The organism is Conexibacter arvalis (genome assembly GCF_014199525.1).
In the GTDB taxonomy this organism is placed as follows: Bacteria; Actinomycetota; Thermoleophilia; order Solirubrobacterales; family Solirubrobacteraceae; genus Conexibacter; species Conexibacter arvalis.
This window is the reverse complement of the sequence record NZ_JACHNU010000001.1, coordinates 176,358-202,615: the sequence shown is the minus strand read 5'-3', so window position 1 is coordinate 202,615 and position 26,258 is coordinate 176,358. Positions and strand designations below refer to the sequence as shown.

Annotated in this window: 27 protein-coding genes and 1 pseudogene; 14 read left to right on the top strand and 14 right to left on the bottom strand. The window is 75.5% G+C overall.

Annotated elements, in window-relative coordinates; all coding sequences use genetic code 11:
- Window positions 1–75: 75 nt before the first annotated feature.
- From BDZ31_RS00970 to BDZ31_RS00950, 5 genes are all read left to right on the top strand, one after another.
- Window positions 76–900 carry a crotonase/enoyl-CoA hydratase family protein gene (locus BDZ31_RS00970; protein WP_183338108.1) on the top strand — a complete coding sequence of 275 codons (825 nt, stop codon included), beginning with the start codon at window positions 76–78 and terminating at the stop codon, window positions 898–900.
- 81 nt (window positions 901–981) lie between these two features.
- Complete coding sequence (locus tag BDZ31_RS00965; protein WP_183338106.1) at window positions 982–2,208, top strand: helix-turn-helix domain-containing protein; 1,227 nt, start codon at window positions 982–984, stop codon at window positions 2,206–2,208.
- A gap of 188 nt (window positions 2,209–2,396) precedes the next feature.
- Entirely contained in the window at window positions 2,397–3,638 is a 1,242-nt protein-coding gene (locus BDZ31_RS00960) for a sugar ABC transporter substrate-binding protein (RefSeq protein ID WP_183338104.1), read from the top strand.
- Window positions 3,635–5,209, top strand: a complete 1,575-nt coding sequence (locus tag BDZ31_RS00955; RefSeq protein WP_183338102.1) for a sugar ABC transporter ATP-binding protein — start codon at window positions 3,635–3,637, stop codon at window positions 5,207–5,209. The genes BDZ31_RS00960 and BDZ31_RS00955 overlap by 4 nt, the downstream gene beginning before the upstream one ends.
- A complete protein-coding gene (locus tag BDZ31_RS00950) occupies window positions 5,206–6,207 on the top strand; it encodes an ABC transporter permease (protein ID WP_183338100.1) in 1,002 nt (333 codons plus the stop codon). The genes BDZ31_RS00955 and BDZ31_RS00950 overlap by 4 nt, the downstream gene beginning before the upstream one ends.
- 44 nt (window positions 6,208–6,251) lie before the next feature.
- On the opposite strand, the gene BDZ31_RS00945 is transcribed toward BDZ31_RS00950, so the two are convergent.
- Window positions 6,252–7,016, bottom strand: a complete 765-nt coding sequence (locus BDZ31_RS00945) for an enoyl-CoA hydratase/isomerase family protein (protein ID WP_183338098.1) — start codon at window positions 7,014–7,016, stop codon at window positions 6,252–6,254.
- A gap of 285 nt (window positions 7,017–7,301) precedes the next feature.
- Here BDZ31_RS00945 and BDZ31_RS00940 point away from each other — a divergent pair, with 285 nt between their 5' ends.
- From BDZ31_RS00940 to BDZ31_RS00920, 5 genes are all read left to right on the top strand, one after another.
- On the top strand, window positions 7,302–8,123 hold the full coding sequence (locus BDZ31_RS00940) for an SDR family NAD(P)-dependent oxidoreductase (RefSeq protein WP_343075496.1): 822 nt from the start codon (window positions 7,302–7,304) through the stop codon (window positions 8,121–8,123).
- Window positions 8,120–9,364: a CaiB/BaiF CoA transferase family protein gene (locus tag BDZ31_RS00935; protein ID WP_183338094.1), complete on the top strand. Its 1,245-nt coding sequence runs from the start codon at window positions 8,120–8,122 to the stop codon at window positions 9,362–9,364. The genes BDZ31_RS00940 and BDZ31_RS00935 overlap by 4 nt, the downstream gene beginning before the upstream one ends.
- Before the next feature lie 27 nt (window positions 9,365–9,391).
- Window positions 9,392–10,678 carry an RsbRD N-terminal domain-containing protein gene (locus BDZ31_RS00930; RefSeq protein ID WP_183338092.1) on the top strand — a complete coding sequence of 429 codons (1,287 nt, stop codon included), beginning with the start codon at window positions 9,392–9,394 and terminating at the stop codon, window positions 10,676–10,678.
- A gap of 78 nt (window positions 10,679–10,756) precedes the next feature.
- A complete protein-coding gene (locus tag BDZ31_RS00925) occupies window positions 10,757–10,993 on the top strand; it encodes a FitA-like ribbon-helix-helix domain-containing protein (protein WP_183338090.1) in 237 nt (78 codons plus the stop codon).
- A complete protein-coding gene (locus BDZ31_RS00920; protein WP_183338088.1) occupies window positions 10,990–11,388 on the top strand; it encodes a PIN domain-containing protein in 399 nt (132 codons plus the stop codon). The genes BDZ31_RS00925 and BDZ31_RS00920 overlap by 4 nt, the downstream gene beginning before the upstream one ends.
- A gap of 25 nt (window positions 11,389–11,413) precedes the next feature.
- Here the strand turns inward: BDZ31_RS00920 and BDZ31_RS00915 are convergent, their stop codons facing one another.
- The 5 genes and pseudogenes from BDZ31_RS00915 to BDZ31_RS25730 all read right to left on the bottom strand — a co-directional run.
- Window positions 11,414–12,025 carry a dihydrofolate reductase family protein gene (locus tag BDZ31_RS00915; protein WP_183338086.1) on the bottom strand — a complete coding sequence of 204 codons (612 nt, stop codon included), beginning with the start codon at window positions 12,023–12,025 and terminating at the stop codon, window positions 11,414–11,416.
- Window positions 12,026–12,123: 98 nt separating this feature from the next.
- Window positions 12,124–13,056: a hypothetical protein gene (locus tag BDZ31_RS00910; RefSeq protein WP_183338084.1), complete on the bottom strand. Its 933-nt coding sequence runs from the start codon at window positions 13,054–13,056 to the stop codon at window positions 12,124–12,126.
- Between the two features lie 87 nt (window positions 13,057–13,143).
- Window positions 13,144–13,584: a hypothetical protein gene (locus BDZ31_RS00905; protein ID WP_183338082.1), complete on the bottom strand. Its 441-nt coding sequence runs from the start codon at window positions 13,582–13,584 to the stop codon at window positions 13,144–13,146.
- 10 nt (window positions 13,585–13,594) lie between these two features.
- Entirely contained in the window at window positions 13,595–13,729 is a 135-nt protein-coding gene (locus tag BDZ31_RS25315; RefSeq protein WP_281381453.1) for a hypothetical protein, read from the bottom strand.
- A gap of 69 nt (window positions 13,730–13,798) precedes the next feature.
- Window positions 13,799–13,972: pseudogene (locus tag BDZ31_RS25730) on the bottom strand (glutathione-dependent formaldehyde dehydrogenase); the annotation flags it as partial.
- A 175-nt stretch (window positions 13,973–14,147) separates the two neighbouring features.
- On the opposite strand from BDZ31_RS25730, the gene BDZ31_RS00895 reads away from it, so the two are divergent.
- The 3 genes from BDZ31_RS00895 to BDZ31_RS00885 all read left to right on the top strand — a co-directional run bounded on the left by BDZ31_RS00895 (window position 14,148) and on the right by BDZ31_RS00885 (window position 17,492).
- Complete coding sequence (locus BDZ31_RS00895; protein WP_183338080.1) at window positions 14,148–16,736, top strand: DUF11 domain-containing protein; 2,589 nt, start codon at window positions 14,148–14,150, stop codon at window positions 16,734–16,736.
- Window positions 16,733–17,038 (top strand): DUF11 domain-containing protein, encoded by a 306-nt coding sequence (locus BDZ31_RS00890; RefSeq protein ID WP_183338079.1) that lies wholly within the window; start codon window positions 16,733–16,735, stop codon window positions 17,036–17,038. The genes BDZ31_RS00895 and BDZ31_RS00890 overlap by 4 nt, the downstream gene beginning before the upstream one ends.
- Window positions 17,039–17,198: 160 nt before the next feature.
- A complete protein-coding gene (locus BDZ31_RS00885; protein ID WP_183338077.1) occupies window positions 17,199–17,492 on the top strand; it encodes a GYD domain-containing protein in 294 nt (97 codons plus the stop codon).
- Between the two features lie 20 nt (window positions 17,493–17,512).
- Here the strand turns inward: BDZ31_RS00885 and BDZ31_RS00880 are convergent, their stop codons facing one another.
- From BDZ31_RS00880 to BDZ31_RS00865, 4 genes are all read right to left on the bottom strand, one after another.
- Window positions 17,513–18,502, bottom strand: coding sequence for a lysylphosphatidylglycerol synthase domain-containing protein (locus BDZ31_RS00880; RefSeq protein ID WP_183338075.1), 990 nt, complete (start codon window positions 18,500–18,502; stop codon window positions 17,513–17,515).
- A 178-nt stretch (window positions 18,503–18,680) separates the two neighbouring features.
- The gene (locus tag BDZ31_RS00875; RefSeq protein WP_183338073.1) at window positions 18,681–20,078 is read right to left on the bottom strand and encodes an FAD-binding oxidoreductase; all 1,398 of its coding nucleotides are present in this window, start codon (window positions 20,076–20,078) and stop codon (window positions 18,681–18,683) included.
- Between the two features lie 135 nt (window positions 20,079–20,213).
- Window positions 20,214–21,872 carry a helix-turn-helix transcriptional regulator gene (locus BDZ31_RS00870; RefSeq protein ID WP_183338071.1) on the bottom strand — a complete coding sequence of 553 codons (1,659 nt, stop codon included), beginning with the start codon at window positions 21,870–21,872 and terminating at the stop codon, window positions 20,214–20,216.
- A 12-nt stretch (window positions 21,873–21,884) separates the two neighbouring features.
- Window positions 21,885–22,808, bottom strand: coding sequence for an ArgP/LysG family DNA-binding transcriptional regulator (locus tag BDZ31_RS00865; protein ID WP_183338069.1), 924 nt, complete (start codon window positions 22,806–22,808; stop codon window positions 21,885–21,887).
- A 72-nt stretch (window positions 22,809–22,880) separates the two neighbouring features.
- On the opposite strand from BDZ31_RS00865, the gene BDZ31_RS00860 reads away from it, so the two are divergent.
- A complete protein-coding gene (locus BDZ31_RS00860) occupies window positions 22,881–23,504 on the top strand; it encodes a LysE family transporter (RefSeq protein ID WP_183338067.1) in 624 nt (207 codons plus the stop codon).
- A gap of 82 nt (window positions 23,505–23,586) precedes the next feature.
- Here BDZ31_RS00860 and BDZ31_RS00855 read toward each other — a convergent pair whose 3' ends face one another.
- From BDZ31_RS00855 to BDZ31_RS00840, 4 genes are all read right to left on the bottom strand, one after another.
- Complete coding sequence (locus tag BDZ31_RS00855; protein WP_183338065.1) at window positions 23,587–23,934, bottom strand: anti-sigma factor antagonist; 348 nt, start codon at window positions 23,932–23,934, stop codon at window positions 23,587–23,589.
- A 180-nt stretch (window positions 23,935–24,114) separates the two neighbouring features.
- Window positions 24,115–24,546 (bottom strand): Na-translocating system protein MpsC family protein, encoded by a 432-nt coding sequence (locus BDZ31_RS00850; protein WP_183338063.1) that lies wholly within the window; start codon window positions 24,544–24,546, stop codon window positions 24,115–24,117.
- A 64-nt stretch (window positions 24,547–24,610) separates the two neighbouring features.
- Window positions 24,611–25,840, bottom strand: coding sequence for an RNA polymerase sigma factor (locus tag BDZ31_RS00845; RefSeq protein ID WP_343075495.1), 1,230 nt, complete (start codon window positions 25,838–25,840; stop codon window positions 24,611–24,613).
- Window positions 25,841–25,845: 5 nt separating this feature from the next.
- Entirely contained in the window at window positions 25,846–26,256 is a 411-nt protein-coding gene (locus BDZ31_RS00840) for a YciI family protein (protein ID WP_183338059.1), read from the bottom strand.
- Window positions 26,257–26,258: the final 2 nt, after the last annotated feature.

Here is a 26,258-nt window from a genome sequence, read left to right as displayed (position 1 = left end):
GCGCTCGCTTGACCGGCTGCGCGATCCATGGTTTCGTCTCCGGCTTCCCGCGTCGCGGGAGAAAGTGGTGGTGTGATGGTTGGACGTGACGACGGCGAGGCGCGAGCGGCTGCCGCCGCTTCGGGCGGCGCCGGGAGCCCGCCGATCGGCGAGCGGCGCGCGGGCGAGCACGTGCTCGTGCTGACGATCGACCGGCCGAGCCGCAAGAACGCGTTCGACCGCGCGACGGCCGTCGCGCTCGCGCGCGCGCTCGACCGCTACGAGACCGACGACACGCTGCGCGCCGCCGTCCTGACGGGCGCCGGCGGCTGCTTCTCGGCCGGCCAGGACCTCACCGCGATCGTCGCCGAGGGGATCGCGCGCGACGAGGCGCGCGGCGGCTTCGGCGTGATGGAGGTCCCGCCCGCGAAGCCGCTGATCGCAGCGGTCGAGGGCTACGCCGTCGGCGGCGGCATGGAGGTCTGCCTCTCGTGCGACCTCGTCGTCGCCGCGCGCGGCGCCCGCTTCGGCATGCCGGAGGCGGCCCGCGGGCTGTTCGCCGCCGGCGGCGGGCTGTTCCGGCTGCCGCGTCGGATCCCGTACCACCTCGCGATGGAGGCGTGCCTGACCGGCGAGCTGTGGCCGGCGCAGCGGTACGCCGAGCTGGGGCTCGTCAACCGCGTCGTCGACGACGGGCAGGCGCTCGCCGCGGCGATCGAGCTGGCCGAGCGGATCGGCCGCTCGGGGCCGGTCGCGGTGCGGGCGACGACGGGCGTCATCCGCCGCTCCGGCGACTGGACCGACGCAGAGGGCTGGCGCCGCCAGATGGAGCTGGGAGACGCCGTCTTCGCCTCCGAGGACTTCCACGAGGGGATCGCCGCGTTCGCGGAGCGGCGCGAGCCCGTGTGGAGGAACCGGTAGGCGGCGATGGCGAGGACGGTCACGGTGGAAACGGGACAGGCGCGCGAGTCGCTTCCGTCGCCGGAGGAGGTCTCCGCGCACGTGGCTGCGATCGCGGAGCGCAAGCTCTCCGACCTCGATCGCCTCGCCGAGGAGGGCCTGCGCGTCTGCATCGACGCGCTGCCCGACGTGCGGGCCGACGAGGCGATCCGCGAGGACTGCCGCCGCAGCATGCGGGCCAACCTCCGCTGCTACCTGGAGCACCTCGCCGACGGCCGGCCCGGGGCGCCGGCCGAGCCGCCGCCGGAGGCGTTCGAGATGGCGACGACGATCCTGCGGCGCGGCGGCGACCCCGAGATGATCTCGCGCGCGTACATGCGCGGCCCGCGCTGGTCGCTGACCGGCTGGTTGAGCGAGATCAGAGCGCGGGTGGAGGACCCGGCGACCGTGCTCGCCGTCTACGAGGACTTCTCGCGGCGCTACTTCGATTACATGGAGCTCGCGGTCGACAAGGTGATCGAGCACTACCAGCGCGAGCGCAGGCATTGGATCGACAGCGCCTCCGCCCACCGCGCCGAGATCGTGCGCTCGGTGCTCGACGACCGGGACGGCGCCGACGTCGACGCCGCGTCGCGCACGCTCGGCTTCGAGCTGCGCCGCCCGCTCGTGCCGGCAGTGTTGTGGAGCACCGAGCAGGGCGGCAGCGTCGCTGACGTGTTGGCCGGGCTCGAAGCGCTCGCCACCGCGATCGCGCGGGACCTCGGCGCCCACCGGGCGTTGACGGCGCCGGCCGGCTCCTCGACGCTCTGGACGTGGATCGGGCTGGAGCGGCCGCTCCCGATGGAGGAGGTGGCGGAGATCGTCGGGCGCCGCTGTCGCGAGCGCCAGTACGTCGCGCTCGGCACCGTCGACGGCGGCCTCCCCGGCTTCCGCAACGGCCATCAGGAGGCCGTCCACGCCCATCATGTCGCCAACACCGGCATCCCGGGCGCGAAGGTCTTCCGCTACGACGAGCTCGAGCTCGTCTCGCTCGTCGCCGAGGAGCACGGCCGGATGCGCCGCTTCGTCGCGCGCACGCTCGGCGGCCTCGCCGAGGACGACCCCGCCGCCGCGCGGCTGCGCGAGACGCTGACCGTCTACTTCGCGCACGGCGCCAACGCCCGCTCGGCCGCTGAGCGGCTGAACGTCCACAAGAACACGGTCCTGTACCGGATCCGCTCGGCCGAGGACCTGCTCGGCCGCTCGATCGACGAGCGGCGGCTCGAGCTCGAGCTGGCGTTGAAGATCGCGCAGGCGCTCGGCGACCGGGCGCTGTCGCCACCCTCCTGAGCGGGCGCGCCCGGCCGATTGTGCGGGCGTCCAGACGGCGCGCCCAACTCAGGGCGGCTGGCCAATGGCAGCAGGCCCGCGGCGGACTCTAATCAGCGCACGTCACGGTCCAGGAGAGCCGCGACGCGCGTCTGACAGCGGGCCCGGCTCGCAGGGTCGGCGCGCACCGCCGGCGGAGAGGAGAGAGCATGCAGAGGACGACGCTCGGCAACGCGCGGCGGCGGATCGCCGCCGCCCGCCGAAAGCATGGCGGCTGGGCGCGCGCGGTCGCGTGCGTCGGCGCGCTGGGGCTGGGCCTGGTCGCGGCCGGCTGCGGCAGCTCGGAGAGATCGGAGACGACGACGGCGCGGGGCGGCGGGGACGCCTCCGCGGCGGTCGCCGCCGCCAGAGCCGTCGTCGACGCCGGCTACGCCGGCACCGACCGCGACCTGCCGAGAAGCGGCCCCGCCGCCGTCAGGGGCAAGAACGTCTGGGTGATCAGCTGCTCGCAGGCGGCCGAGGGCTGCCAGGCGCCGTCGGACGCGTTCGCCGAGGCCGGTCGCGAGCTGGGCTGGAGAACGACGGTCGCCGACGCCAAGCTCGACCCCGCGGAGGCCAACCGGCACATCCGCTCGGCGATCTCGGCGAAGGCCGACGCGATCGTGCTCGTCGGCTCGGTCTCGTGCGACTGGGCGCCCGGCTCGCTGCAGGAGGCGAAGCGACGCGGGATCCTCGTCTACGGGCTGAGCGCGCTCGACTGCGACGAGAACGGCGGCGAGGCGATGTTCGACGCGCAGCTGCGGTACGGGAGAGGCGTCGCGCCGTACGTCGACTACGTCCGCGACGAGCTGGCCGGCTCGCTCGCCAGCTACGTGACCGTGAAGACCGGCGGCGAGGGCGACGTGATCCTGCTCGACTGGGACGACGGCGGGATGGTCCGGGAGATGGTCGCCGCGATCGCGAAGGAGCTGACCGAGCGCTGCCCCGGCTGCACGATCCGCAAGGCGCCGTTCACCGCCGCCGACCTGGCCCAGAACCGGCTCCAGGCGAAGGTCCTCTCGGCGATCGGCCGCAACCCGGACGCGAAGGTCGTCGTCTCGCCGATCGACGGGCCGATCACGCTCGGCGCCGGCGCCGCGGTCGCGCAGGCCAACGCTGAGGGCAAGGACCTGATGCTGACCGGCTGGGAGGGCTTCTCGACCAACCTCGAGATGATCGCGTCCGGCGGCCCGCAGAACTTCGCCGTCGGCGTGCCGGGCGAGTGGCGCGCCTGGGCGGCGGCCGACGGGCTCAACCGGCTGTTCGCCGGCGAGGAGCAGGTCGACGCGGGCATCGGCTTCCAGCTGATAGACGCCGAGCACCCGGCCCCGGCCAACCCCTACGACGGCAACGAGCGCTCCGCCGGCTACGCCGACAACTACCGCGCGATCTGGGCGGGGGAGCGCGGATGAGCGTGTCCGCCGAGGGCGCCGAGCAGGTCGGCGCGAGCACCGTCGGGCTTCGCGTCGACGGGCTCTCGAAGGCCTTCGGCGGCACCCGCGCGCTGCACGACGCGTCGTTCGCCGTCGAGCGCGGGCAGATCCACGCGCTCGTCGGCGGCAACGGTTCGGGCAAGTCGACGCTGATCAAGATCCTCGCCGGCGTCTGCCGTCCGGACGCCGGCGAGGTCGAGGTCAACGGCCGGCGCGTCGCCGCCGCCGAGGTGACGCCAGAGTGGGCACACGGCGCCGGCCTCGGCTTCGTCCATCAGGACCTCGGTCTGTTCGAGGACCTGACGGTCGCCGAGAACCTCTTCTCGGGGCTGCCGTATCCGCGCCGCGGCGGCCGCATCGACTGGGCCGCGCTGTACGGCGCGGCCGACCGCGTGCTCGACGAGCTCGACGTCGGCGTGCAGGCCAGCCGCACGGTCGCCGACCTGCGCGCGTCGACGCGGACGCTGATCGCCGTCGCCCGCGCGCTGCGGGGGCGCGAGGATCTGCATGCCGGCGCGTTGATCCTCGACGAGCCGACCGCGCGGCTGGCGACGGCCGAGGTCGAGCGGCTGCTGGAGGCGCTGCGCGGCTACGCGGCGCGCGGCCAGTCGATCGTCTACGTCTCGCACCGGCTCGACGAGGTGCTCGCCTTCGCCTCGGAGGTGACCGTGCTGCGCGACGGCGAGGTCGCCGCCCGGCGCTCTGCGGCGTCGCTGACGCCGCGCGAGCTGGCGCGGCTGGTCGCCGGCCGCGAGGTCGCCGCCGCGCCGCCGGCGCGTCGCGCGGCGGCGGAGGAGGACGGCGCGCGGCCGGCCGTGCTCGAGGTCCGCGGCCTCGACTGCGGGGTCGTCGCCGGCTGCGACCTCGACGTGCGCGCCGGCGAGGTCGTCGGCCTCGCCGGGCTCGTCGGCGCCGGCCGCTCGACGCTGCTGCGGGCGCTGTTCGGCGCCGAGCGGCGCGAACGCGGCACGGTGCGCGTCGGCGGCCGCGCGCTGCGCCGCGGCGACACCGCCGACGCCGTCGGCGCGGGCGTCGGCTTCGTGCCCGAGGACCGCGCCGGCCAGGGCGCGTTCCTGGAGCTCGGCGTGCGCGAGAACCTGCTCGCCAGCCAGCTGCCGGCCTACCGCCGCCTGTGGCTGCGGCGGGGCCGCGAGGACGACGCGACCGCCGCCGCGATCCGCGACTTCGGCGTCCGCTGCCCCGGTCCCGAGGCGGAGCTGTCGCGGCTGTCCGGCGGCAACCAGCAGAAGATCGTGATCGCGCGCTGGCTGACGGCCGGGACGCGGCTGCTGCTGCTGGACGAGCCGACGCAGGGCGTCGACGTCGGCGCCCGCGCCGACATCTACGCGCTGATCCGCGCCGCCGCCGAGCGCGGCATGGCGGTGCTCGTCGCCAGCGCCGACGCCGACGAGCTGCTGGAGCTGTGCGATCGCGTCGTCGTGCTCGAGCGCGGGCGCATCGGGGCGCAGGCGACGGCCGGCGAGCTGTCGCACGAGTGGTTGTTGAGCAACGTGTACGGCGAGTCGCTCGCCGAAGAGAGGAACGCATGAGCACCGACGCTGTCGTCGACGCACCCAGCCGGACGCGGTCGCGCAGGCGCGCCGTGGGACCGATCGTCGAGCGGTTCGGGCTCGTCTGGGCGCTGCTGGCGCTGATCGCGTTCTTCTCGCTGTGGCCGACGACCTCCGACAGCTTCCTGACGACCGACAACCTGCGGACGCTGTTCGCGAACGAGGCGGTCGTCGCGATCGCCGCGCTCGGCGCGCTGCTGCCGTTCGTCGCCGGCCAGTTCGACCTGACGATCGGCGCGATCGCGATGCTCTCCTCGATGATCGTCGCGGCGATCGTCACCGAGACCGGCGTGCCGCTGGTGGCGGCGGTGCCGATCGCGGTCGTCGCCTGCGCCGGCGTGGGGCTGATCAGCGGCAGCGTCGTCGCCTACCTGAGAGCGCCGGCGATCGTGATCTCGCTCGGCATGGCGACCCTGATCGGCGGCGTCGTGCTGCTCTACAGCGGCAGCCGCAGCATCATCGGGATGCCCGCGGCGCTGACCGACTTCGGCTCGCTCACCTGGCTCGGCGTGCCGCGCCCGGTCTGGCTGCTCCTCGTGGTCGTGCTCGTCGTCGGGTTCGTGATCCGCTACACGGTCACCGGCCGCTCGCTGCTGATGATCGGCTCCAACGCGGAGGCCGCGCGGCTGGTCGGCGTCCGCACGCGGCGGCTGATCCTGCTCTCGTTCGTGCTCGCCGGCCTCTTCTACGGCGTCGCCGGCGTGCTGCTGCTGGCGCGCACCGGGGCCGCCACCCCGGGCGACGGGCTCGGCCTGACGGTCGGGGCGCTGACCGCCGTCTTCCTCGGCGCGACGACGATCAAGCCGGGGCGGTTCAACGTTCCGGGCACGATCGTCGGCGTCTTCTTCGTCGCGGTCAGCATCAACGGCCTGACGCTCGCGGGCGCGGCCGACTGGGTCGACCCGGTCTTCACCGGCGCCGCCGTCGTCGTCGCGGTCGCGGCCTCGACGATGCTCGCCCAGCGCCGCTCCGGCTGACGCCGCCGGCGGCGGGGCGCCCGCCCCGCCGCCGCCGTCCGCCGCTACCTGCCCTGGGCGGCGAGCCACGCCTCGACGGCCTGGGCGTGCTCGTCCTTGGTCATCGAGAGGTGCTCGAGCGCGAGCGAGGCGTCGAGCGTCAGGTTCGACATCCACTCGAGGTAGCGGTTGACGGAGACCTTCGTCGCGCGCATCGCCCAGCGCGGCTGGGCGGCCAGCTCGGCGGCGAGCTCGGCGACCTTCGCGCCGACCTCGTCGTCGGGGACGCAGTGGGCGACGAGGCCGATCTCCCGCGCCTCGGGGCCGCGCAGCAGCCGGCCGGTCATCAGCAGCTCCTTGGCGCGGGCCGGCCCGACGAGCAGCGGCCAGATCACGGCGCCGCCGTCGCCGGCGACGACGCCGACGTTGACGTGGCGGTCGCCGATGCGGGCGCTCTCGCCCATCACGACGACGTCGCACATCAGCGCGATCGTCGCCCCGAGCCCGACCGCGGCCCCGCCGACCTCGGCGACGATCGGCTTCTCGAGCCCGAGGAACGCGTTGACGAGGTGCTTGGCGCCGGGATGGACGCGCCCGCGCGTGTCTCTGAACGAGTCCGACGCGGTCAGCGAGCGGATGTCGCCGCCGGCGCAGAAGGCGCGCCCGCGACCGGCGAGCACGATCACGTCGCTGTCGTCGTCGTGGTCGGCTCTGACCAGCTCGGCGATCAGCGCTCGCTGCATCGGCTTGTCGATCGCGTTGAGGCGGTCGGGCCGGTTGAGCTCGATGCGGTAGACGCCGTCCTCGACGGCGGAGACGAGGGAGTCCAAGATGCTTACCTCCGGTGACTGTCGTTGGCCGTGCGGAGGTGCCGGCGACGCGCGTCGCCCCGCCAGCTCCTCCCCGGGGCCGCGCGGGCTGCGCGTGCCCGCGACGAGGCTATGGAGGCGCGTCGGCCCTGTCCTGTGCGGCCGTCCAGCGCGACGCTGCGACGCTGGACGGCCACACAAGCGCCGCGCCGAGCGGCCGGCATACGCTGGCCGCGTCCCGCGATGGGACGCGGTCGGTCCCGCGCTGTCGGGCGCGGCCGCGACGGTCTGAGGAAGGGAGAGCGGGTGACGTACGAGGGCAAGGTGGCGGTGGTGACCGGCGCGGCTCGCGGGATCGGGCGCGCGACGGCGGAGGCGCTCGCGGCCGGCGGCGCGCGGGTGGTCGTCGCCGACCTCGACCGGGAGGTCGTCGAGCGGACGGCCGCGGAGCTTCCGGGCGAGACGGTCGCGTTCGCCGGGAACCTGGTCGAGGAGAGGGTCGCGGAGGCGCTCGTCGACGCGGCGGTCGGGACATGGGGGCGGCTCGACATCGTCGTCAACAACGCCGGCTACACGGCCGACGGGCCGCTGCACCGGATGGATGACGACACCTTCCGGTCGATGCTCGAGATCCACGCGGTCGCGCCGTTCCGCGTGCTGCGCGCCGCGGCGCCGCACCTGCGCGAGCCGGCCAAGCGCGAGCGCGAGGAGGGGCGCGAGGTCTTCCGCAAGGTCGTCAACGTCTCCTCGGTGGCCGCGTGGGGCGGCGCCGGCCAGGCCGGCTACGCGACCGGGAAGGCCGGGGTCGTCGGGCTGACGAAGACGCTCGCGCGCGAATGGGGCCCGCTGAAGGTCAACGTCAACGCCGTCGCGTTCGGCCTGATCGACACGCGGCTGACGCAGACGTGGGGCGAGGAGTCGACGGTGACGATCGGCGAGCGGGTCGTGCGGGTCGGCGTCCCCGCGCGGGCGCGCGCCGACCTCGACCGGGCGATCCCGCTGGGCCGCGCCGGCACCGTCGCGGAGGCGGCGGCGCCGATCGCGTTCCTGTGCTCGCCGGCGAGCGACTACGTCACCGGCCAGGTGCTCGCGGTCAGCGGCGGCCTCGCGGTCGGGATGAGCGCATGACCGGCGCGTCGGCCGCCGAGCGCCCGACCGTGCCGCGCGCGCCGCTGGCGGACGTGACCGTGCTCGCGGTCGAGCAGTTCGGCGCCGGGCCGTGGGGCACCCGTCAGCTGAGCGACCTCGGCGCGACCGTGATCAAGGTCGAGGACCCGGCGACCGGCGGCGACGTCGGCCGCTACGTGCCGCCGTACCGCGACGGCGAGGACTCGCTCTTCTTCGAGACCTTCAACGCCGGCAAGCGCTCGATCTCGCTCGACCTCAAGAGCGCGGCGGGACGGGCGGTGCTGGAGGACCTCGTCGCCGGCGCCGACGCGCTCGCCTGCAACCTGCGCGGCGACCAGCCGGCGCGGCTCGGGCTCACCTACGACGCGCTCGCGCACCGCAACCCGCGGCTCGTCTGCTGCTCGCTGTCGGGCTTCGGCATGACCGGGCCCCGCGCCGCCGAGCCGGCTTACGACTACATCATGCAGGCGCTGTCGGGCTGGATGTCGCTGACCGGCGAGCCGGACGGGCCGCCGACGAAGTCGGGCCTCTCGCTCGTCGACTTCTGCGCCGGCTACGCGGCGGCGCTGGCGATCGCCGCGGGCGTCTGGCGCGCGCGGCGCGACGGCGTCGGCGGCGACTGCGACCTGTCGCTCTACGAGGTCGCGCTGTCGTTGCTGACCTACGTCGGCACGTGGTCGGCGACCAAGGAGCACGAGCCGGTCCGCCACGGCGAGTCCGCGCACCCGTCGATCGTGCCGTTCCAGGCGTTCGAGGCCGCCGACGGCTGGCTGACGGTCGCCTGCGCGAAGGAGAAGTTCTGGCGCCGCTACTGCGAGGTCGCCGGCCTCGGGGAGCTGCTCGGCGACGAGCGCTTCGCCGACATGGCGGCCCGCCTGCGCAACCGCGACGAGCTGCTCGCGATCCTGCGCGCGCGGATGCGCGAGCGGCCGGTCGCGGCGTGGGTCGAGGCGCTGAGGGCCGCCGGCGTGCCGGTCGGCGAGGTGCGCACGCTGCCGGCCGCGCTGAGCGACCCGCAGATCGAGGCGCGCGACGCGATCCGCTCCTATGCGCACCCGACGTTCGGCGAGGTCCGCCAGATCGCCTCGGCGCTGCGGATCTCCGGCCACGAGGCGCCGCTGCGGCCGGCGCCCGCGCGCGGCGCCGACCAGGAGCAGGTGCTGCGCGAGCTGTGCGGCTACGACGGGGAGCGGATCGAGGCGGCGCGCGCGCAGGGCGCCTTCGGCCGCGACGCGGGCTGAGCCCGGGGGCGCGGGAGCGTGGCGAGCGTGCGAGAGGGCGACGGCGGGCCTCCGGCGACGGCGCGCCCGCGGCGTGGATGCGCGCGCCGCGAGGCCGCCCTGCCCGAGGCGCTTGAGGAGACGATCCACTGGCTGCTGGACAACGTCGAGGAGATCGCCGCCGACATGGTCCGCCGCTCCTTCGCGCGGGTCGAGGGGCTCTCGGAGCGGCTCGACGAGCTGTTCGACGACCATCGGATCGCGTCGGAGGCGAGCATCGCGCGGCAGGCGACGATGATGCTGCGCGGCGAGGAGGCCGAGAGCCTCACGCTCGCGGCCGAGACGGTCGACTACCTGCGCGACGTCGCGCGGCGGGGCGTCTCGCTCGACCAGATCATCCGCAGCACGCGCTACGGCATGGCATACGTGTGGGAGCACGTCGCCGCGCACATGGTCGAGACGGCCGGACCCGACGCCGGAGCGCTGATCCTGCGCTGGGGAACGCACCACCTGCAGTACGCCAACCGCCTCGCCGACTGCGCGATCCAGGTCTACGGGGAGGAGCGCGAGCGATGGGCGCGCAGCGCCGACGCGTTGCGCGCGGCGACCGTCCGCGAGCTGCTCGACGGCGCCGAGCTCGACCTCGACGTCGCCAGCCGCCGGCTCAACTACGAGCTGCGCCGCGCCCAGCTCGCGCTCGTCGTCTGGGCCGACCCGGGCGGCGACGCGCAGTCCGCGCTGAGGCTGCTGGAGGCGGCCGTCGCCGACGCCGCCGCCGCCGTCGGCGCGGGGCGCCCGCTCGTCGTCGCCGACGGCGTCTCGGTCCTGTGGGCGTGGGTCAGCCCCGCCGCGGGGCGCGACGAGGAGGCGATCGCCGCCGCGCATGTCCCGCCCGGGGTGCATGTCGCCGCCGGCCGTTGCGGCCACGGCGAGGAGGGCTTCCGCGCCAGTCACCTTGAGGCGGTCGAGGCGCGCCGGTTCGCGCTTCGGATGCGGCGGACCGACCCGGTCGTGCGCTACCGCCGCGTCGAGCTGCCGGCGCTGCTGACGAGCGATCCCGAGCGCGCCCGCGGCTTCGTCGCCGAGCAGCTCGGCCCGCTCGCCGGCGACGACGCGGCGTCGGCGCAGCTGCGCGAGACGCTGCTCTCCTATCTCGAAGCGGGCATGAGCAAGCTCGAGGCGGCGAACCGCCTGTCGGTCCACCAGCACACCGTCGCCAACCGCCTGCGGCGCGCCGAGGAGCTGCTCGGCCGGTCGCTGAGCGCCGGCCGCGTGCTCGAGCTGCACGCCGCGCTGGCGCTGCGACGCGACCTCGGGACGCAGCGCCGCCGGTGACGCCGTGCCCGCTGAGGCCGCAAGGTCTCCGGTGAGGCAGCGCTGCTGATTCCGCAGCGAAGCTGCTAGATTGACTGCATGACTGTGGCGATCACCGTGCGAGAGGTCCCGGACGAGGTTCGGGACGAACTTGCGGCGCGGGCCGCGCGCGCCGGTCAGTCGTTGCAGGAGTATCTGCGCGGCATGCTGATCGACACGGCGGCGCGTCCCGCCGTCGACGACGTGATCGCACGGGCGCGGACGCGTGTCGGGGCGACGGGCGTCCGCGTCGACGCCGCATCGATCCTCGCCGCGCGCGACGCCGACCGCCGGTGAGCACGCCGGTCGTCTGCGACGCCTCCGCGCTCGTCGCGGTGCTGCTCGACGACGGCCCCGATGGGCGATGGGCCGCGGAGGCGCTCCGCGGACGGGCGCTCGCCGCCCCGCGACTCGTGCAGTTCGAGGCGGCGAACATCATCCGCCGTCATGAGCTCGCCGGGCTCGTGAGCTCCGACCAGGCTGCGCAGGCCCACGACGACCTGCTCGACCTCGCGATCGAGCAGTGGCCGTACGAGCTGCTCGCGCGGCGCGCGTGGGAGCTGCGCCGCAACCTCTCGACCTACGACGCCGCCTACGTCGCGCTCGCCGAGCTGCTCGACGCCGCGCTCGTCACCCTCGACCGGCGGATCGCCGGCGCTCCCGGCCTGCGCTGCGCCGTCCTCACGCGCTGAGGAGCCGCCCGCGCGCCGTGCCCGTTCAGGCTCCGATGGTGCCGTAGGCGGGGAGGCCGTCGGCCTCGTAGGCGAGCTGCAGCGTGCCGTTGGGGTAGGCGACCGACTCGACCAGGCGCAGTCTCGCCGGCGCGATCCCCTCGCCGAAGACCTGCTTGCCGCTGCCGAGCAGGAGCGGGTAGAGCCACAGCTCGATCCGGTCGACGAGGCCGTGGCGCAGCAGCGACTGGACGAGGTCGAGGCTGCCGATCACGTGGATCTCCTCGTGGCGCTCCTTCAGGGCGGCGACGCTGTCGGCGAGCTCGCCGGTCAGGAGCGTCGACCCGCTCCACTCGAGCGGTTCGGCGAGGGTGCGGCTGGCGACGTACTTGGCGACGTCGTTGAGCAGGCCGGTGAACGGGATCTCCTCCGGCGCGGTCGGCCAGTAGCCGGCGAAGATCTCGTACGTTCTGCGGCCCAGGAGCAGCGCGTCCATCCCGCGCGCCTGCTCGAACATCGTCGCGCCCGCCTGCTCGTCGAGCAGCGGCGCCTGCCATCCGCCGTGGACGAAGCCGCCCTCGCGGTCCTCGTCCGGCGCGCCCGGCGCCTGCGCGACGCCGTCGAGCGTCAGGAACTCGGTGACGACGAGCTTGCCCATGATCTCTCCTCCTTCGCGGAGTCGGTCGTTTCCCGCATCGCGACAGATGACGCCCGGGCGGGCGGGAACTCATCGGCGGCCGACGCCGCGACCGTCCGCTAGAGCGTCGTCATCGCCAGCGCGACCAGCACGCAGAAGCCGGCGACGCCGACGACGGCGACCGCGACGACCGGCAGCAGCCGGGCGCGCGCCGCCGTGGCGGTGTCGCCGTGCGCGCGATCCGGCCCGCCCTCGAGCGGCTCGCCGGCGTCGGCCGCGCGCTCCTCGGCAGGTCCGTCGACGCGCAGCACGAGCACGAGCCAGACGGTCGCGGCGGCCCAGACGATCGCCGGCACCGCCCAGACGAGACCGCCTTCGGCGATCGCGGCGATCAGCGTGACGACGAGCAGGCCGGCGACGACCGCGACCGGCATCAGGCCGATCACCGAGCCGCTGCCGGCGGGGCTGCTGCCGTGCGCCGACGGCGTCATCGCCGTACGCTGCTCGCGCTCGGCTTGCGCCGGGGACGCGTCGGGGTCGGCGCGGTTGTCGTTGCTGCCGGTGGAGACGACGTCGGCCGCTCCGTGCGCCCGTTCGGCGCCGGCGAACTGCTCCGTCAGCTCGGTGAGGACGCGATCGGGGTCGCCGACGCCTTCGTCCTCCAGCCGCGCGGCGGTGGTCGGGTCGACGTGCTCGACCTCGGTCGTCATGTGGATCGCGAAGCCGGCGATCAGCAGCGTGCCGGTGGCGTGGACGGCGCAGGCGACGACGAGCGCCCACCACGTGCCGGTGATCAGGGAGAGGATCACGCCGACCGTCACGAGCGCGGCGAACGAGATCGAGAACAGGACCCGGTTGGCGAGGATCGCGGTCAGGAGGCGGCCGTGGCCGCCGTGCGCCTCGCCGCGGCCGTCGGCCGCCGCGGCCGGCACCTCGACCTCCTCGGCGCCGACTACCTCGCGCAGCTCGTCGGTCAGCAGCCGGTTGGCCTCCGGGGTGAGGGAGGGATCCGCTGAGCGGACCCGTCGCTTGACGGTCTTCGCACGGTTCATGGTGATGCTCCCGACGCTGCCTGAAGCCCGCCTGTACCCGCCGAGCGCGGTTGCGAACGGGCGATGTCCGCAGGTTGGCGCCGACCGCTACCCGGCGTCGTCCTGCGCGAGCGCCCGCTCGATCCGCGCCCGGGCGGCGGGGTCGCGGCAGGCGTCGAGCCCTTCGCTCGCCTCGTCGAGCACGTCGCGCATCGGCCGTCCCAGCCGTTCGCTGGAGCCGAACTGGTAGATGCGGTCGGGGCCGTCGCGATAGACGGCGATCAGCGTCGAGACGGCGCCGTCGACCCCGCGCGCGTCGCCGCCGTCGCGGCAAGCGGCGATCTCTCTCTGCGCGCTCAGGACGCGCGCGACGTCGGCGGCGGGCAGCATGTCGCCGCCACTCGCCCCCGCGTTCGCGTCGCCGCCCGACTGCAGCGACTCCTCGTCGCCGCCGCAGCCTGCCAGCAGCGCCGCCGCGCCCGCCAGCGCGAGCGCCCAGCGCCAGGCGCGGGTGCGCGCCGACGGGCGTCGCGCGTCGATTCCGCTCATCCCGCGCTCCTCACATCCCGTGCTCGACGAGGATCCACACGATCATCGCGAGCACGGCGATCGTGAACAGCCCGGCCACGGCAAGTGCGAGGCCGCTTCCCGGCTCGTCGTCGACCTTCCCTCTGCGTTGGCGTCGCACCGCCATGCCGACCGGCTCTCCTCGGTTCGTGGACGAGCCCCGCAGGTTCCCGCCGCGCGCGCCTCCCAATCCGACTCAGGGGGCGAAGACGGCGCGCACACAGCCGTCGCGCTTGTGCTTGAACAGCTCGTAGCCGCGCGGCGCGTCGTCGAGCCGCATGCGATGGGTCGCCAGGAACGAAGGGTCGAGGTCGCCGCGCCGCGCATGCTCCAGCAGCCGCGGCACGTAGCGCTGGCCGTGCTGCTGGGCGGGCGCGGCGCTCGCCGCGTTCGCGTCGCGCCGGTTCGCGCCGATCGTCGTCGCGGCGCTCGTCGCGGCGGCCGCGGCGGCTCTGATCCCTGCGCAGGCGTCGGCGCAGTCCGGCGCCGCCGGCTGCGGGTACGGCGCCGGCGGCCCGTACGCCTCGACCCTCTGCTGGCTCGACATGGCGGCCTACAGCGACGCCGCCGCCCGCTCGGCTGACGGCCAGCGGCTGTCGATCACGCTGCCCGGCGGCGCGTACACCGTCTCGTTCACGATCAGATCGCGTCCGCTGGCCGGGCCGTCCGCCCACCCGGCGATCGACCCGCTGCCGGCGCCGCTGGCGCGGCGATTCCCGTTCGGCTCCTCCGACTACGTCGGGGTCCCGGGCAGACCGGTCCTGTACGCGCGCGACGCGGGCGCCCTCAACGGCGCCGAGCTGACGCTGAGCGAGATCGAGGTCGTCGACGGCGCGGGCGCCCGGGTGACCGGCTGGCGGCTCGTGGCCGCCGACGCCGAGAACAACATCGCGACGCCGAACGAGCGGCTGACCTGGACCTCCGACAGGCCGCTGAGCCTGATCGGCGTCATGAACGGCACCGCCCCGCGCGGCTGCCGCGACGCGCTCAGCGGCCTCGGCACGACCACCGTCACCTGCATCGGGCAGGGGAGCGACCCGCCGGGCGCTGGCAGCTCGCCGGTCGCGCTCTACGACGGCGTGATCGTCGGCGCCGACACGCCGTCGACGCTGTCGCTGGCGCTCCAGACGACGGCCCGCTCCGGCGCAGCGTTCGCGCTCCAGACCGCGAAGGTCGAGGTCGCCAAGCAGGTCGCCGGGCGGGTCCGCGCCTCCGACGCCTTCGACCTCGCCGTCACCTCGCCGGAGGGCACGGAGATCGCGTCGGCCTCGACCGGCGCAAGCGACGCCGCGACCACCGGCGAGACGATCGTGCTGCCGCGCACCGACGGAGCCTCCTACACGCTGTCGGAGGCGGCCGCCGCAGCGAGCGGGACCCGGCTCGACGACTACGCGCGCGCGTGGACGTGCACGAACGACGGCGTCGCCGACCCGTCGCTGCCGTCGGGCGGCGGCACGTCGGTCGCCGTCTCGCCGGCGCCCGGCGACGACATCGCCTGCACGGTCGTCAACACCCAGCTGCCGGCCGACCTCGGCGTGACGAAGACGGCCGCCTCCGAGCGGCTGACGCCCGGCGGCGAGGAGACCTACACGCTCACGGTGACCAACGCCGGCCCGAGCCGGGCGACGAGCGTCCGCGTCGAGGACCGGCTGCCGGCCGGGCTGTCGTTCGTCGCGGCCGGCGCGGGCTGCGGCGTCGTCGGCGCGACGGTGACCTGCGCGGTCGACTCGCTCGACTCCGGCGCCACGCGCACGTTCGAGGTGAGCGTCCGGGTGGCGACCGCCGCGGTGACCTGCACGCAGCTGACCAACGCCGCGACCGTCGCGAGCGACACGCCCGATCCCAACCCGGCCAACGACGTCAGCGCGGTCTGCGTGCCGCAGGGACGGGCGAACGTCGGCGTCGTCAAGCGCGCGACGCCGACGCCGATCGTGCCCGGCGGCGAGATCGCCTACCGGCTCGACGTCTTCAACAGAGGACCTGACCCCGCGCGCGGCGTGGTCGTGACCGACGTCCTTCCGAGAGGGCTGAGGTTCCTCTCCGTCAGCGCGGGCTGCGGCGAGGCCGGCGGCACGGTGACGTGCGCGCTCGACGCGCTGCCGAACGGCGCCACCGAGTCGTTCGCGATCACGATGAGAGCGCCGAGCTCGCTGGCGAGCTGCCCGAGCAACACCGCGACGGTCAGAGCGCTCACGATCGACCCCGACCCCTCCGACGACGAGAGCACGGTCTGCCCGTCGCTGAGAGGGCGCGCCGACCTCTCGATCGCCAAGCGGGCCTCGGCCGCGTCCGTGCCGGCGGGCGGCCAGGTGATGTACGTGCTGACGGTCGCCAACGACGGCCCCAGCGACGCGAGCGGCGTGACCGTCGACGATCCGCTCGCGCCCGGGCTGGCGCTCGTCTCGGCCAAGCCGGGCCAGGGCAGCTGCGCGATCGCCGACGGGCGCGTGTCGTGCGCGCTCGGATCGCTGGAGGCCGGCGGCTCGACCCAGGTGCTCGTGACCGCGACCGCGCTCCCGGGCGCCGGCTGCACGGTCAACGTCGCGACCGTGCGGGGCGACCAGCAGGACGGCGACCTGAGCGACAACAGCGCGACGGCGACCGTCTGCGCGGCGACCACTCCCGGCCCGCCGCCGCCGGGGCCGCCGACTCCGCCGGAGCCGACCCCGCCGACCGGCGCGCCGGCCGCGCCGTTCGACCTCCACGTCACGAAGCGCGCCGACCGCAGAGCGGCGACGATCGGCGAGCGGATCACGTACCGCATCCGCGTCGTCAACCGCGGCGGCGGCGACGCGCCCGACGCGCGGCTGACCGACACGTTCGCCGCGAGCGGCCGGATCGTCTCGCTGAGAGCGAGCCAGGGCCGCTGCACCCGCCGCTTCCCGGTGACCTGCCGGCTCGGCCAGCTGCGCGCGGGCGCGGCGGCGACGGTCGCCGTCGTGGTCGCGCCGACCAGCTTCGGCCGCGCGAAGCGCAACGTCGTCAGCGCGACCGGCGACGGCACCGACGCGAAGCCGGCCGGCAACATCGCCGGCGTCAGCGCGACGGTCAGACGGGTCCCGCTGCGGCTGGCGAAGGCCGCGAGCCGCGCGTCGGTCCGCGCCGGCGACACGTTCTCCTACCGCTGCGCGTGACGAACCCGTCGCGCGGCACCGCGCGCCGCGTTCGCGTCTGCGACCAGCTGCCGGCCGGCCTCGTCGCCGTGCGCTCGACGCCGCGCGCGAGGCTGGCGGGCGGTCGGCACTGCTGGACCGTGCGCGCGCTCGGACCGCGCGCGAGCCGCGGCTTCCAGCTCGTCGTCCGCGCGCTGAGCGGCGCCAGCGGCCGCAAGACGAACACCGCCGTGGCGACCTCGGCCGACGCCGTCACCGCCCGTGCGAGACGGACGGTCGTGGTGGCAGCCGGCGGGCACCGCGCCGGCGGCGTGACCGGCTGAGCGGCCAGATGAGGCCGGCCGGCGCCGGTCGCCGAGGCCGGCCGCCGCTCGGCGCGCCGCACGCGCGTGCGCCAAGGCTCCATCATCCAGGCGATCGACGGTCGGAACCGCTCGCGGCCGGGCACCAGCAAGACACGGCTGCGAGCGAGAGGAGGCATCCATGCCGACGTACATCGCGTTGCTCGACTGGACCGACCAAGGGGTCCGCGGAGCGAAGGAGACGGTCGACCGCTACGAGGCGGCGCAGAGCCAGTTCGAGGGGATGGGCGTGAGATTCCTCGACATCCACTGGACGCTCGGCGCGCACGATCTCGTCGCGACGGTCGACGCTCCCGACGACGCCGCCCTCGCCGCCGCGCTGCTCGCCGTCGCCGGGCAGGGCAATATCCGCTCCACGACGCTGCGCGCCTTCAGCGCCGAGGAGATGCGCGCCATCACCGGCAACCTGCCCTGAGCGGGCGGCGCCCGCTCACGTCAGACGCCGAATCGCTGCCGTCGGCGGCGGAGCGCGGGGCGGGTCGGCACGGGCGGCGGCCCGCTCGCGCGCGGTCGACGTCGGAGGCGGCTCCAGAGGCGGTCGAGCCCGGCCCACGCGGCGAAGGCGAGGCCGGCCGCGGTGCCGGTGGCGGTCAGGAGGATGCCGGCGGCTGCGGTCGCGGCGATGCCGTCGTGGCCAAGGATCAGGACGGCGGCGGCGGCGCCGACGCTGGGCCCGATCGGCAGCTGGCCGAGCGTGACGACGGCGATCAGGACGGCGATCGCGTCGAACAGCGAGGCGTCGACGCCGACGGCGTGGAGCAGCAGCCAGTTGCGGGCGACCTGCGCGAGCACCGCGAGCAGGACGAACCCGATCAGCGCGCCGCCGCCCCGGATCGTGCGCACGACGGCGAGGCCTCTCCACAGCTCGCGCCCCTTGGCGAGCGCGAGCCGGCGCATGCCCGTGCTCGCGAGCGCGATGACGGCGATGCAGAGCGGCGGCAGCCACCACGGCAGCCCGAGCGGTCCGATCAGCGTGAACGAGGTCAGCGCCGCGAGCGCGGCCTCGACGGCGAGGATCGGGAACTCGGCGGCGATCAGCGTCGGCACCTGCGGGCTGACCGAGGGCGAGGAGCGGCGCAGCGCGGCGATCCGCGCGGCGACGCCGAGGTGCGGATTGACGACGCTGCCCAGCACCTGCATGCTCGAGGCGCGATACAGCACCCGGCGGGAGACCGTGCCGCCGGCGGCCTCGATCGTGCGATGCCACGCCTCGGTGCGCGCGAGCAGCCCGCCCACGTGCAGGACGACGCTGAGGCCGACGACCCACAGCGCCGCGCTGGCCAGCGCGGCGCTGAACTCGTGGCGGCGGCCGTAGAGCAGCAGCGACAGCGCGGCTGCGCTCGCAAGCGACGCGAGCATGGTCAGCGCGACGCGGTGGCGCGCGACGAATGCCCGCGCCGCTCGCCAGGGTCCTTCGGGGGACATGGCGCTTCCTCTCGGCCCGCTCTTCGTTGCGTCGCGCGTCGGGAGAGCAGGCCAACCGCCCAGCGAGCGCTACCGCAACGACCGTAGCACCGCACGGCCATCGCACCGATCCCCGGCGTCATGCGGTGACATCGCGCGTGGGATCGAAACCGCTCACGCGAACCGGTGCTCTGCGCTGCTAGGCGACCACATTGCGGTTTGAGCGGAAGAGGTTGTCCGGGTCGTAGGCGCGCTTGATCTCGACGAGGCGGTCGAAGTTGGGACCGTAGGCGGCGCGGACCCGGTCGGGGCCCTCGTCGGCGGTCTGGAAGTTGACGTACGCGGCGCCGGTCGAGAACGGGCGGAGGCGCTCCCACGCCGCGCGGATCCAGCGCCGGTGCGCGTCGGCCGCCGGGTCGTCCGGCTCCCACATCCCAAGGGCGCCGATCGCGTAGCCGGCGTCACGGTTGCCGACGGCCCCGTCGTCGTCGGCGTGCTCGCGCAGCGCGCCGCCGAGCTGCAGGATTCCCAGCTCGGCGTCGGGGATCGGGCAGGCGGTGAACAGCTCCCGCAACGTCTCGAGCAGCTCGTCGCTCAGCTCCGCCGCGTACTCGGTCTTCCAGTAGTAGTGGAGGCCCTTCGGCTCGGTCCCGTCGAGGGAGGACTGCAGCTCCGTGTAGGGCAGCTCGCGGAGCAGGTCGAAGGCCGGGTCGGCGAGCGCGCGCAGCGGCGCGAGCGCCTCGTCGGCGTCGCCCGGATCGCCGCTGAAGCAGACCGTCATCGCGCAGAGGCGCTCGCCGTGCCAGCGAGCGGGCACGAACGGCGCCGCCGGGCCGCGCAGCATGGTCAGGAACGCGGTCAGCTCGGGCGGCGAGGTGACGGTCAGCGCGCGGTAGGCGCGCACGATCTCCTGCGCGCGGGCGAACGGCCAGGCGATCAGGCCGCCGTGGACGAGCGGGCCGACGGGGTGCAGACGGAAGGTGAACGACGTCACGACGCCAAGGTTCGCGCCGGCACCGCGGAGCGCCCAGAACAGGTCGGCGTGCTCGTCGCGGCTGGCGCGGCGGACGACGCCGTCGGCGGTCACCACCTCGACCTCGAGCAGGTTGTCGACCGTCCAGCCGAAGCGGCGCGTCAGGTAGCCGAGCCCGCCGCCGAGCGTCAGCCCCGCGACGCCGACCTCGGAGACGAAGCCGAGCGGCGTCGCGAGGCCGTGCAGCTGGCACTCGCGGTCGACGTCGGCGAGCAGGCAGCCGGCCTGCGCCGTCGCGGTGCGCGCATCGGACGCGACGAGCACGCCGCGCAGCCGCGACATGTCGAGCGTGACGCCGCCGTCGGCGAGCGCCGTGCCGGCGATGTTGTGGCCGCCGCCGCGCACGCCGACCGGCAGCCCGCGCGCGCGGGCGAAGCGGACGGCCTCGACGACGTCGGCCGTGCCGGTCGGCTGCACGACGAGCGCGGGCGTCGCGTCGATCATGCCGTTCCAGAGGCGGGTCGCCGCCGCGAAGCCGGCGTCGTGCGGCGTCATGACGGCGCCGCGAAGCCGCGCGCGCAGCTCCTCGACGGCGGTCTCTCGGCTCTCCAGCAGGCGGCTCATCTGCTCCTCCTCGTCAGCTCGGGCGAGCGCTCGAAGCGGTTCCGGGCACCGACGCTACGCGCGCGCGGCGGCGACCGCATCGGCCGATCAACCCAACCGCGCGCGGTGCGCCGGCTGGGTGATCCCACCCATCGCTCACACCAGCTCGTGCTCGTAGGCGTAGGCGGTCGCCGCCGTGCGCGAGCGGAGCCGCAGCTTCGCGAGGATGTTGCTGACGTGCCGGTCGACCGTCCGCTCGCTGAGCACCAGCTCGGCGGCGATCGCCCGGTTGGTGGCGCCGGCGGCGACGAGCCGCAGGACCTCCAGTTCCCGCGCGGTGAGGCCGTGGCGGTCTCCGGCCGTCGCGCCGGCCGAGCGGCCGGCGAGCCGCTCGGCGCGGGCGAGGTCGGGCGCCGCGCCGAGCCGGGCGAAGGCGGCGCGCGCGGCGTCCAGCTCCAGCGCGGCGGTCGCCTCGTCGCCGAGCGCGCGGCAGGCGAGCGCGAGCAGGAGGCCGCTGCGCGCGCCCTCGTACGGGGCCTCCAGCAGCCGCCACGCCTCGCTGGCCTCGCGCAGCGCGCGCAAGGCGGCGCGCGCGTCGCCGCCGTCGAGCGCGACCGCGCCGCGAGCGTGCCCGACGAGCGCGGACAGCAGGCCGCCGCCCCCGCCGACGCGCGCCCCGGCGTCGAAGCCGCTCGCCTCCGAGCCGGCGCCGCCGTGGTCGGATGCGATCCGCTCCAGCTCGGCGCAGGCGTCGCGCGCCTCCTCCCCGTCGCCGATCGCCAGCGCGATCTCGACCGCCGCGGGCAGCAGCCGCGCCCGCCGCAGCGGCGCGGTCGTCTCGGCGAGCGCGCGGCGGATCGTCGCCGTCGCGGCGGCTCCGTCGCCCTGCGCGAGCCGCAGCAGGGCCAGCCCGGGCAGCGGCTCGACGCCGCCGCGGTGGGCGTCGCGATAGGCGCGCTCGGCTGCCGCGAGCTCGCCGCGCAGGCGGTGCAGCTCGCCCTCGCGGTAGCGGGCGCCGGCGGCTGGGCGCGCGTCGCCGGCGCGCGCGAACCGCCCGCCTGCCCGGCGGGCCTCGTCGAGCGCGTCGTGCCAGGCGCCGTGCAGCTGCATCAGCTCGGCGCGGTGCACGAGGCAGCGGCCGGTGAAGGCGACCATCTCCGGCTGCCGCTCGCACCAGGCGGTCAGCGCCGCCGTCCACTCCTGCGCGCGGCGCAGCGCGAACAGCTCGTGGCAGCCGTCGATCACGCTGCAGTAGAGGAGCCCGGTGACGATCGGCGACAGCTCGCCGGCGGTGACCGCGACCATCGCCTCGTCGAGCAGGCCGAGGCCGCGCTCGACCTGCCCCTGCCGCGCGAGCGCGAGCCCCTGCTCGTGGACGGCGAGCGCGAGCAGGTCCGCGTCCCGGCAGCGCTCGGCGATCGCGGCGGCGTCGGCGGCCGCCGCCAGGGCGCCGGCGTCCTCGCCCGCCGCGGCGTGGCGGATCATCTTGGGCAGCAGCAGGTAGCCGCGCTCGACGCAGTCGCTCGGCTGGTGGGCGAGCATCCGTCGCGCGCGGCTCAGCCAGCCTGTCGCGCGCGCCTGCTCGCCGCGGAGCGCGAGGAAGATGCCGAGCCAGATCGCGCAGCGGATCGCGCGCAGCGGCGCGCCGGCGTCGAGATGGGCGCGGTGGGCCCGCTCCAGCGCGCGCAGATGGTCATCGGCGCGGCCGAGCATGTAGGCCGCGGTCGCGAGCCGCTCGAGCTCGTCCGCGGTCAACGGCGCGCCACGCGCCGTGTCGGCGTCGGAGAGGGAGGCGTACGCCTCGCTCCAGCTCATGGTGCCTCAAGGCTACGCCGACGACAGCGTTCGCGCCGCGCGTCCGTCCGGCTGCCGCAGCGCCGACCGGGCGGCCGTGACGACGGCGTCGGTGAGGGCTGCGAGCGACGCCGTCCGCAGCGACCAGCGCTGCCAGCGCAGCGGCACGTCGAGCCGCTCGTCGGCGATCGTGACGAGCGCGTCGTCGCCGGCGCGGACGTCGAGCTGGGGCTCTGGGACCAGGCCCCAGCCGAAGCCGAGCTCGATCGCGCGCAGGTAGTCGGCCGAGGCCGGCACGAGGTGGACCGGCGGCGCGGGGTCCTCGCCGGTCTGCTCGCGCAGGAAGCGCTCCTGCAGCCGGTCGGCGGCGTCGAAGCAGACGACCGGCGCGCGGCGGAAGGCGTCGGCGCGGGCGACGGCGGGCGGGAACCAGCGCGCGGCGAACGCGGGCGCCGCGACCGGGACGTAGCGCATCGCCCCGAGCGCGGTCGCCTCGCAGCCGGCGACCGGTTCGTCCTCGCCGGTGACGGCCGCCATCACGACGCCGCGGCGCAGCAGCTCGGCGGTGCGGCCCTCGTCCTCGCGGTGGACCCGCAGCTCGAGCGCGTCGGCGAGCGGCGCGACCGCCGGCAGGAACCAGGTCGCGAGCGAGTCGGCGTTGACGGCGACCGCGATCGGCGTGCGCGCCGCCGCGGCCCGGTCCCCGGCCAGCTCGCGGGCCGCCTCCTCCTCCAGCAGCGCGACCTGCGTCGCCAGCCGCAGCAGCACCTCGCCGGCGGCGGTGAGCGCGATCGGGCGGCTGCGCACGACGAGCACCTGGCCGGTCGCGCGCTCCAGCGCGCGCAGCCGCTGGCTGACCGCCGACGGCGTCAGCGCCAGCGCGGCGGCGGCGCCGTCGAGCGAGCCGGCGTCGGCGATCGCGACGAGCGCGCGCAGCTGCTGCGAGTCGAACTGCACCGAAAGCAACGCTACAGGTAGCGCAGGAACTGTCGTTGCGCTTCAGGTCAGGCGCGGTGACGATCAGAGCCCGTGCCTTCCTCGGCTGCACTGCTGGCGGCGTTGGCGGGGCTCACCTTCGGGCTCTCGCTGATCGTCGCGATCGGCGCGCAGAACGCCTTCGTGCTGCGGCAGGGCCTCCTGCGCGAGCGCCGCGGCGTCGTCGTCGCCGTCTGCGCGATCTCCGACGTCGTGCTGATCGCGCTCGGCGTCGGCGGCGCCGGCGTGCTGCTGGCGAGCGCCCCGGCGCTCGCCGACGCGGCGCGGCTGGCCGGCGCCGCGTTCCTGCTCGCGTACGCGGCGCTGGCGGCGCGGCGCGCGTGGCGCCGCTGCGCCGTCGCCGACGCCGCAGACGGCGCCGCCGGCGGCGTGCTCGCCGTCCTGCTGACGGCGCTGGCGCTGACGTGGCTCAACCCGCACGTCTACCTCGACACCGTCGTGCTCGCCGGGACCGCCGCCGACGCCCACGGCGATCGGCGCTGGTGGTTCGCCGCCGGCATGGCGTGCGGCAGCGTGCTCTGGTTCGCCGCGCTCGGCTACGGCGCGGCGGCGCTGCGACCGCTGTTCGCCCGGCCGGCCGCGTGGCGGCTGCTCGACGGCGCGATCGCAGCGATCATGCTCGCGCTGGGCCTCTCGCTCGCGCTCAGCGCGGTGTGACCGGCTCCAATCCCGGATCGCCCCGCCGCTCGGTCGAGCGCACCGCCGCGCACGCGCCGACCGAGCGGCGACCGCGCCGTGCTCAGGCGGCGCTCGGGGCGACCCGGGCGAAGTGGTCGGTCAGGCCGGTCAGCTGGAGGAGGCGGCGGACCGGCCCCTCGCCGTCGATGATCGCGAACCGGGCGCCGCCGGCGGCGGCGATCCTGTCGAGCAGGAGCAGCAGTCTCAGACCGCTGGAGTCGATGAACGTCAGTCTGCGCAGATCGAACGCGATCGACGCGAAGCCGCGCCGGAAGAGCGCGCGCGCCCAGCGCTCGGCGCGCTCGACGGTCGCGAGGTCGAGCTCGCCGCCGAGCGCGACGATCACGTGGTCGCGCTCGGGGCGGATGCGGATGCTGAAGCCGGGCGGAGCCGTGACGGGATGGTGCACGGACACGATGCCTCCTGGAGGGGCTTGCGGGTTTGCGCCCGTGCGGCCGTCCCCGCTTCCGGAGGACGGACTGCCCGTCGCGTCGGTCAGCCAACGCCGGACGATGCGCTGCACCGCCGATGTCGTGCGGAGACGCTAGCGGGCGCGATCCGCACGCTCGGCCGGGCGGTCAGCGCGCTGTCATCGTCGTGGCGCGCGCTCGATGCGGCTCGGCTGGCCGGCCTCCTCGCCGACCGGGTAGAAGACGAAGCTCTCGATCGAGAGGCCGTCGACCTCGGCATCGATGCCGCTGACGAAGGCGCGGACCTTCCGACCCGTGATCCGCTCGACCGGCTCGCAGAACTCGGGCAGCGTCGCGTACTGGAAGATCAGCCGCGTGTCGCGCACGGTCTGGTGCGCGCCGAGCGCGACGAGGTTGCGCTCCGCGGGGGCGAGCGTGTCCTCGAGCACGACCGCGAGCGCGTCGGCGCCGCACCAGTGGGCGCGCACTCTTCGCGGCCCGCGGCCGAACTGCTCCTTGTACAGGCGCACCATCTCGTTGGAGACCTGCGCGAGCACCGAGAGCCCGCGCTCGTCGGGCTGCGCTTCGAGGTTGCCGCTGCTGGCGGACAAGGCACCCACCCCTTCAGGTTCGCTCGTGCCGGCAGGTACCCGACCGGTCCGGTCGCACACGGCTTCAGCCTGGAGCGGCGTCGGCTCGCGCGTGCTGACGGGCGGCCTGGCGGACGAGGTGGTCGCGCTCGGCGACGTTCGTCGCCCGGCGGGCCGCCTCGGCGTAGGCCGCGGCGGCGGCGGACGGGTCGCCGGCGAGCTCGTGCAGGTGGCCGCGGACGGCATGCCAGCGGTGCCGGTCACCGATCGACTCGCGCAGCCGCTCGGTCTCGCGCAGGCCGACGGCGGCGCCGTCGACATGGCCGACCGCGACGGCGCGGCCGAGCACCGCGGCGGGATCGCGGCGCGCCGGGTCGGCGGTCAGCGCGACGAGGTCGTCGTACCACGACAGGATCTGCGGCCAGTCGGTCTCCTCCGCGCTCGCCGCGTCGTCGTGGAGTGCGGCGATCGCAGCCTCGATCTGGTACCGGCCCGGGGGCCGCTCCTCGGTCTGCTGCGCGAGCGCCGACTGCAGGATCGACACACCCTCGGCGATCTCGCGGCTGTCCCACCGGCTGCGGTCCTGCCGGTCGAGCGTGACGATCCGGCCCTCGGCGTCGAGCCGCGCCGGGAGGCGGGCGTGGTTGAGCAGCATCAGCGCCAGCAGCCCGCGCGCCTCCGGCTCGTCGGTGGCGGCGGCGAGCTGGCGGGCGAGCCGGATCGCCTCGCCGGCGAGATCGACCCTTCCGGCGTGGCCGGCGGTGTAGACGAGGTAGAGCACGCGCAGCACGACGGCGAGGTCGCCGGGCTGGTCGAGGCGGCGGCCGCGCAGCGTCCGCTTGGCGCGGCTGATCCGCTGCGCCATCGTCGCCTCCGGGACGTAGAAGGCGTCGGCGATCTCGCGGGTGGTGAGGCCGCCGACGGCGCGCAGCGTCAGCGCGACCTGGGAGGCCGGCGAGAGGTCGGGGTGGCAGCAGCAGAAGAGCAGGAAGAGCGTGTCGTCCTCGGCCGCGGCGGCGGTCGGGGGCGGCTGTGCGCGCGCCGCCTCCTCGACGATCTCCTCCTCGCGACGGTGGCGGGCGGCCTCGCTGCGGCGGGCGTCGAGGAGCCGCCGCGTCGCGACCGTCGTCAGCCACGCGCGCGGGTCGCGCGGCGGATGCTCGGGCCAGCTGCGGAGCGCCTCCAGCAGCGCCTCCTGCAGCGCGTCCTCGGCGGCGTCGAACTGCTCGCCGCGCCTCACCATCGCCGCCAGCACCCGCGGGACGAGGGCGCGCAGGGCGCCCTCGTCGAGCGGATCGGCCGGCCGGCCGGCCACGGCGATCACTCCTCCGGCGGCGCGCCGGACATGACCTCGCGGACGTCGATCCATTCGTACATCGTCTCGCCGCCGGGGCCGGGCTCGGAGGAGACGTAGGCGGCGAGCTCGAGTGCGCGCTCGTGCGAGTCGACGTCGATCATGTACCAGCCCGCGATCAGATCGCTGGTCTCCGGCAGCGGGCCGTCGGTCGTGACGGGCGCGGCGTCGGGGCCGCCGTAGCGCACCCAGGTGCGGGTCGGCGTGAGCGCCTGCGCGTCGACGTACTCGCCGTTCTCCTGCAGCAGCTCGACGACATGCCGTTGGAAGGCGATGTGCGCCTCCACGTCCCCGGGCGCCCACTGGTCCATCGGCGGGAAGGGACGGTGGGGCTCCGGGCCGCCGCGGTAGTGCTTGAGCAGCAGGTACTTCGGCATCG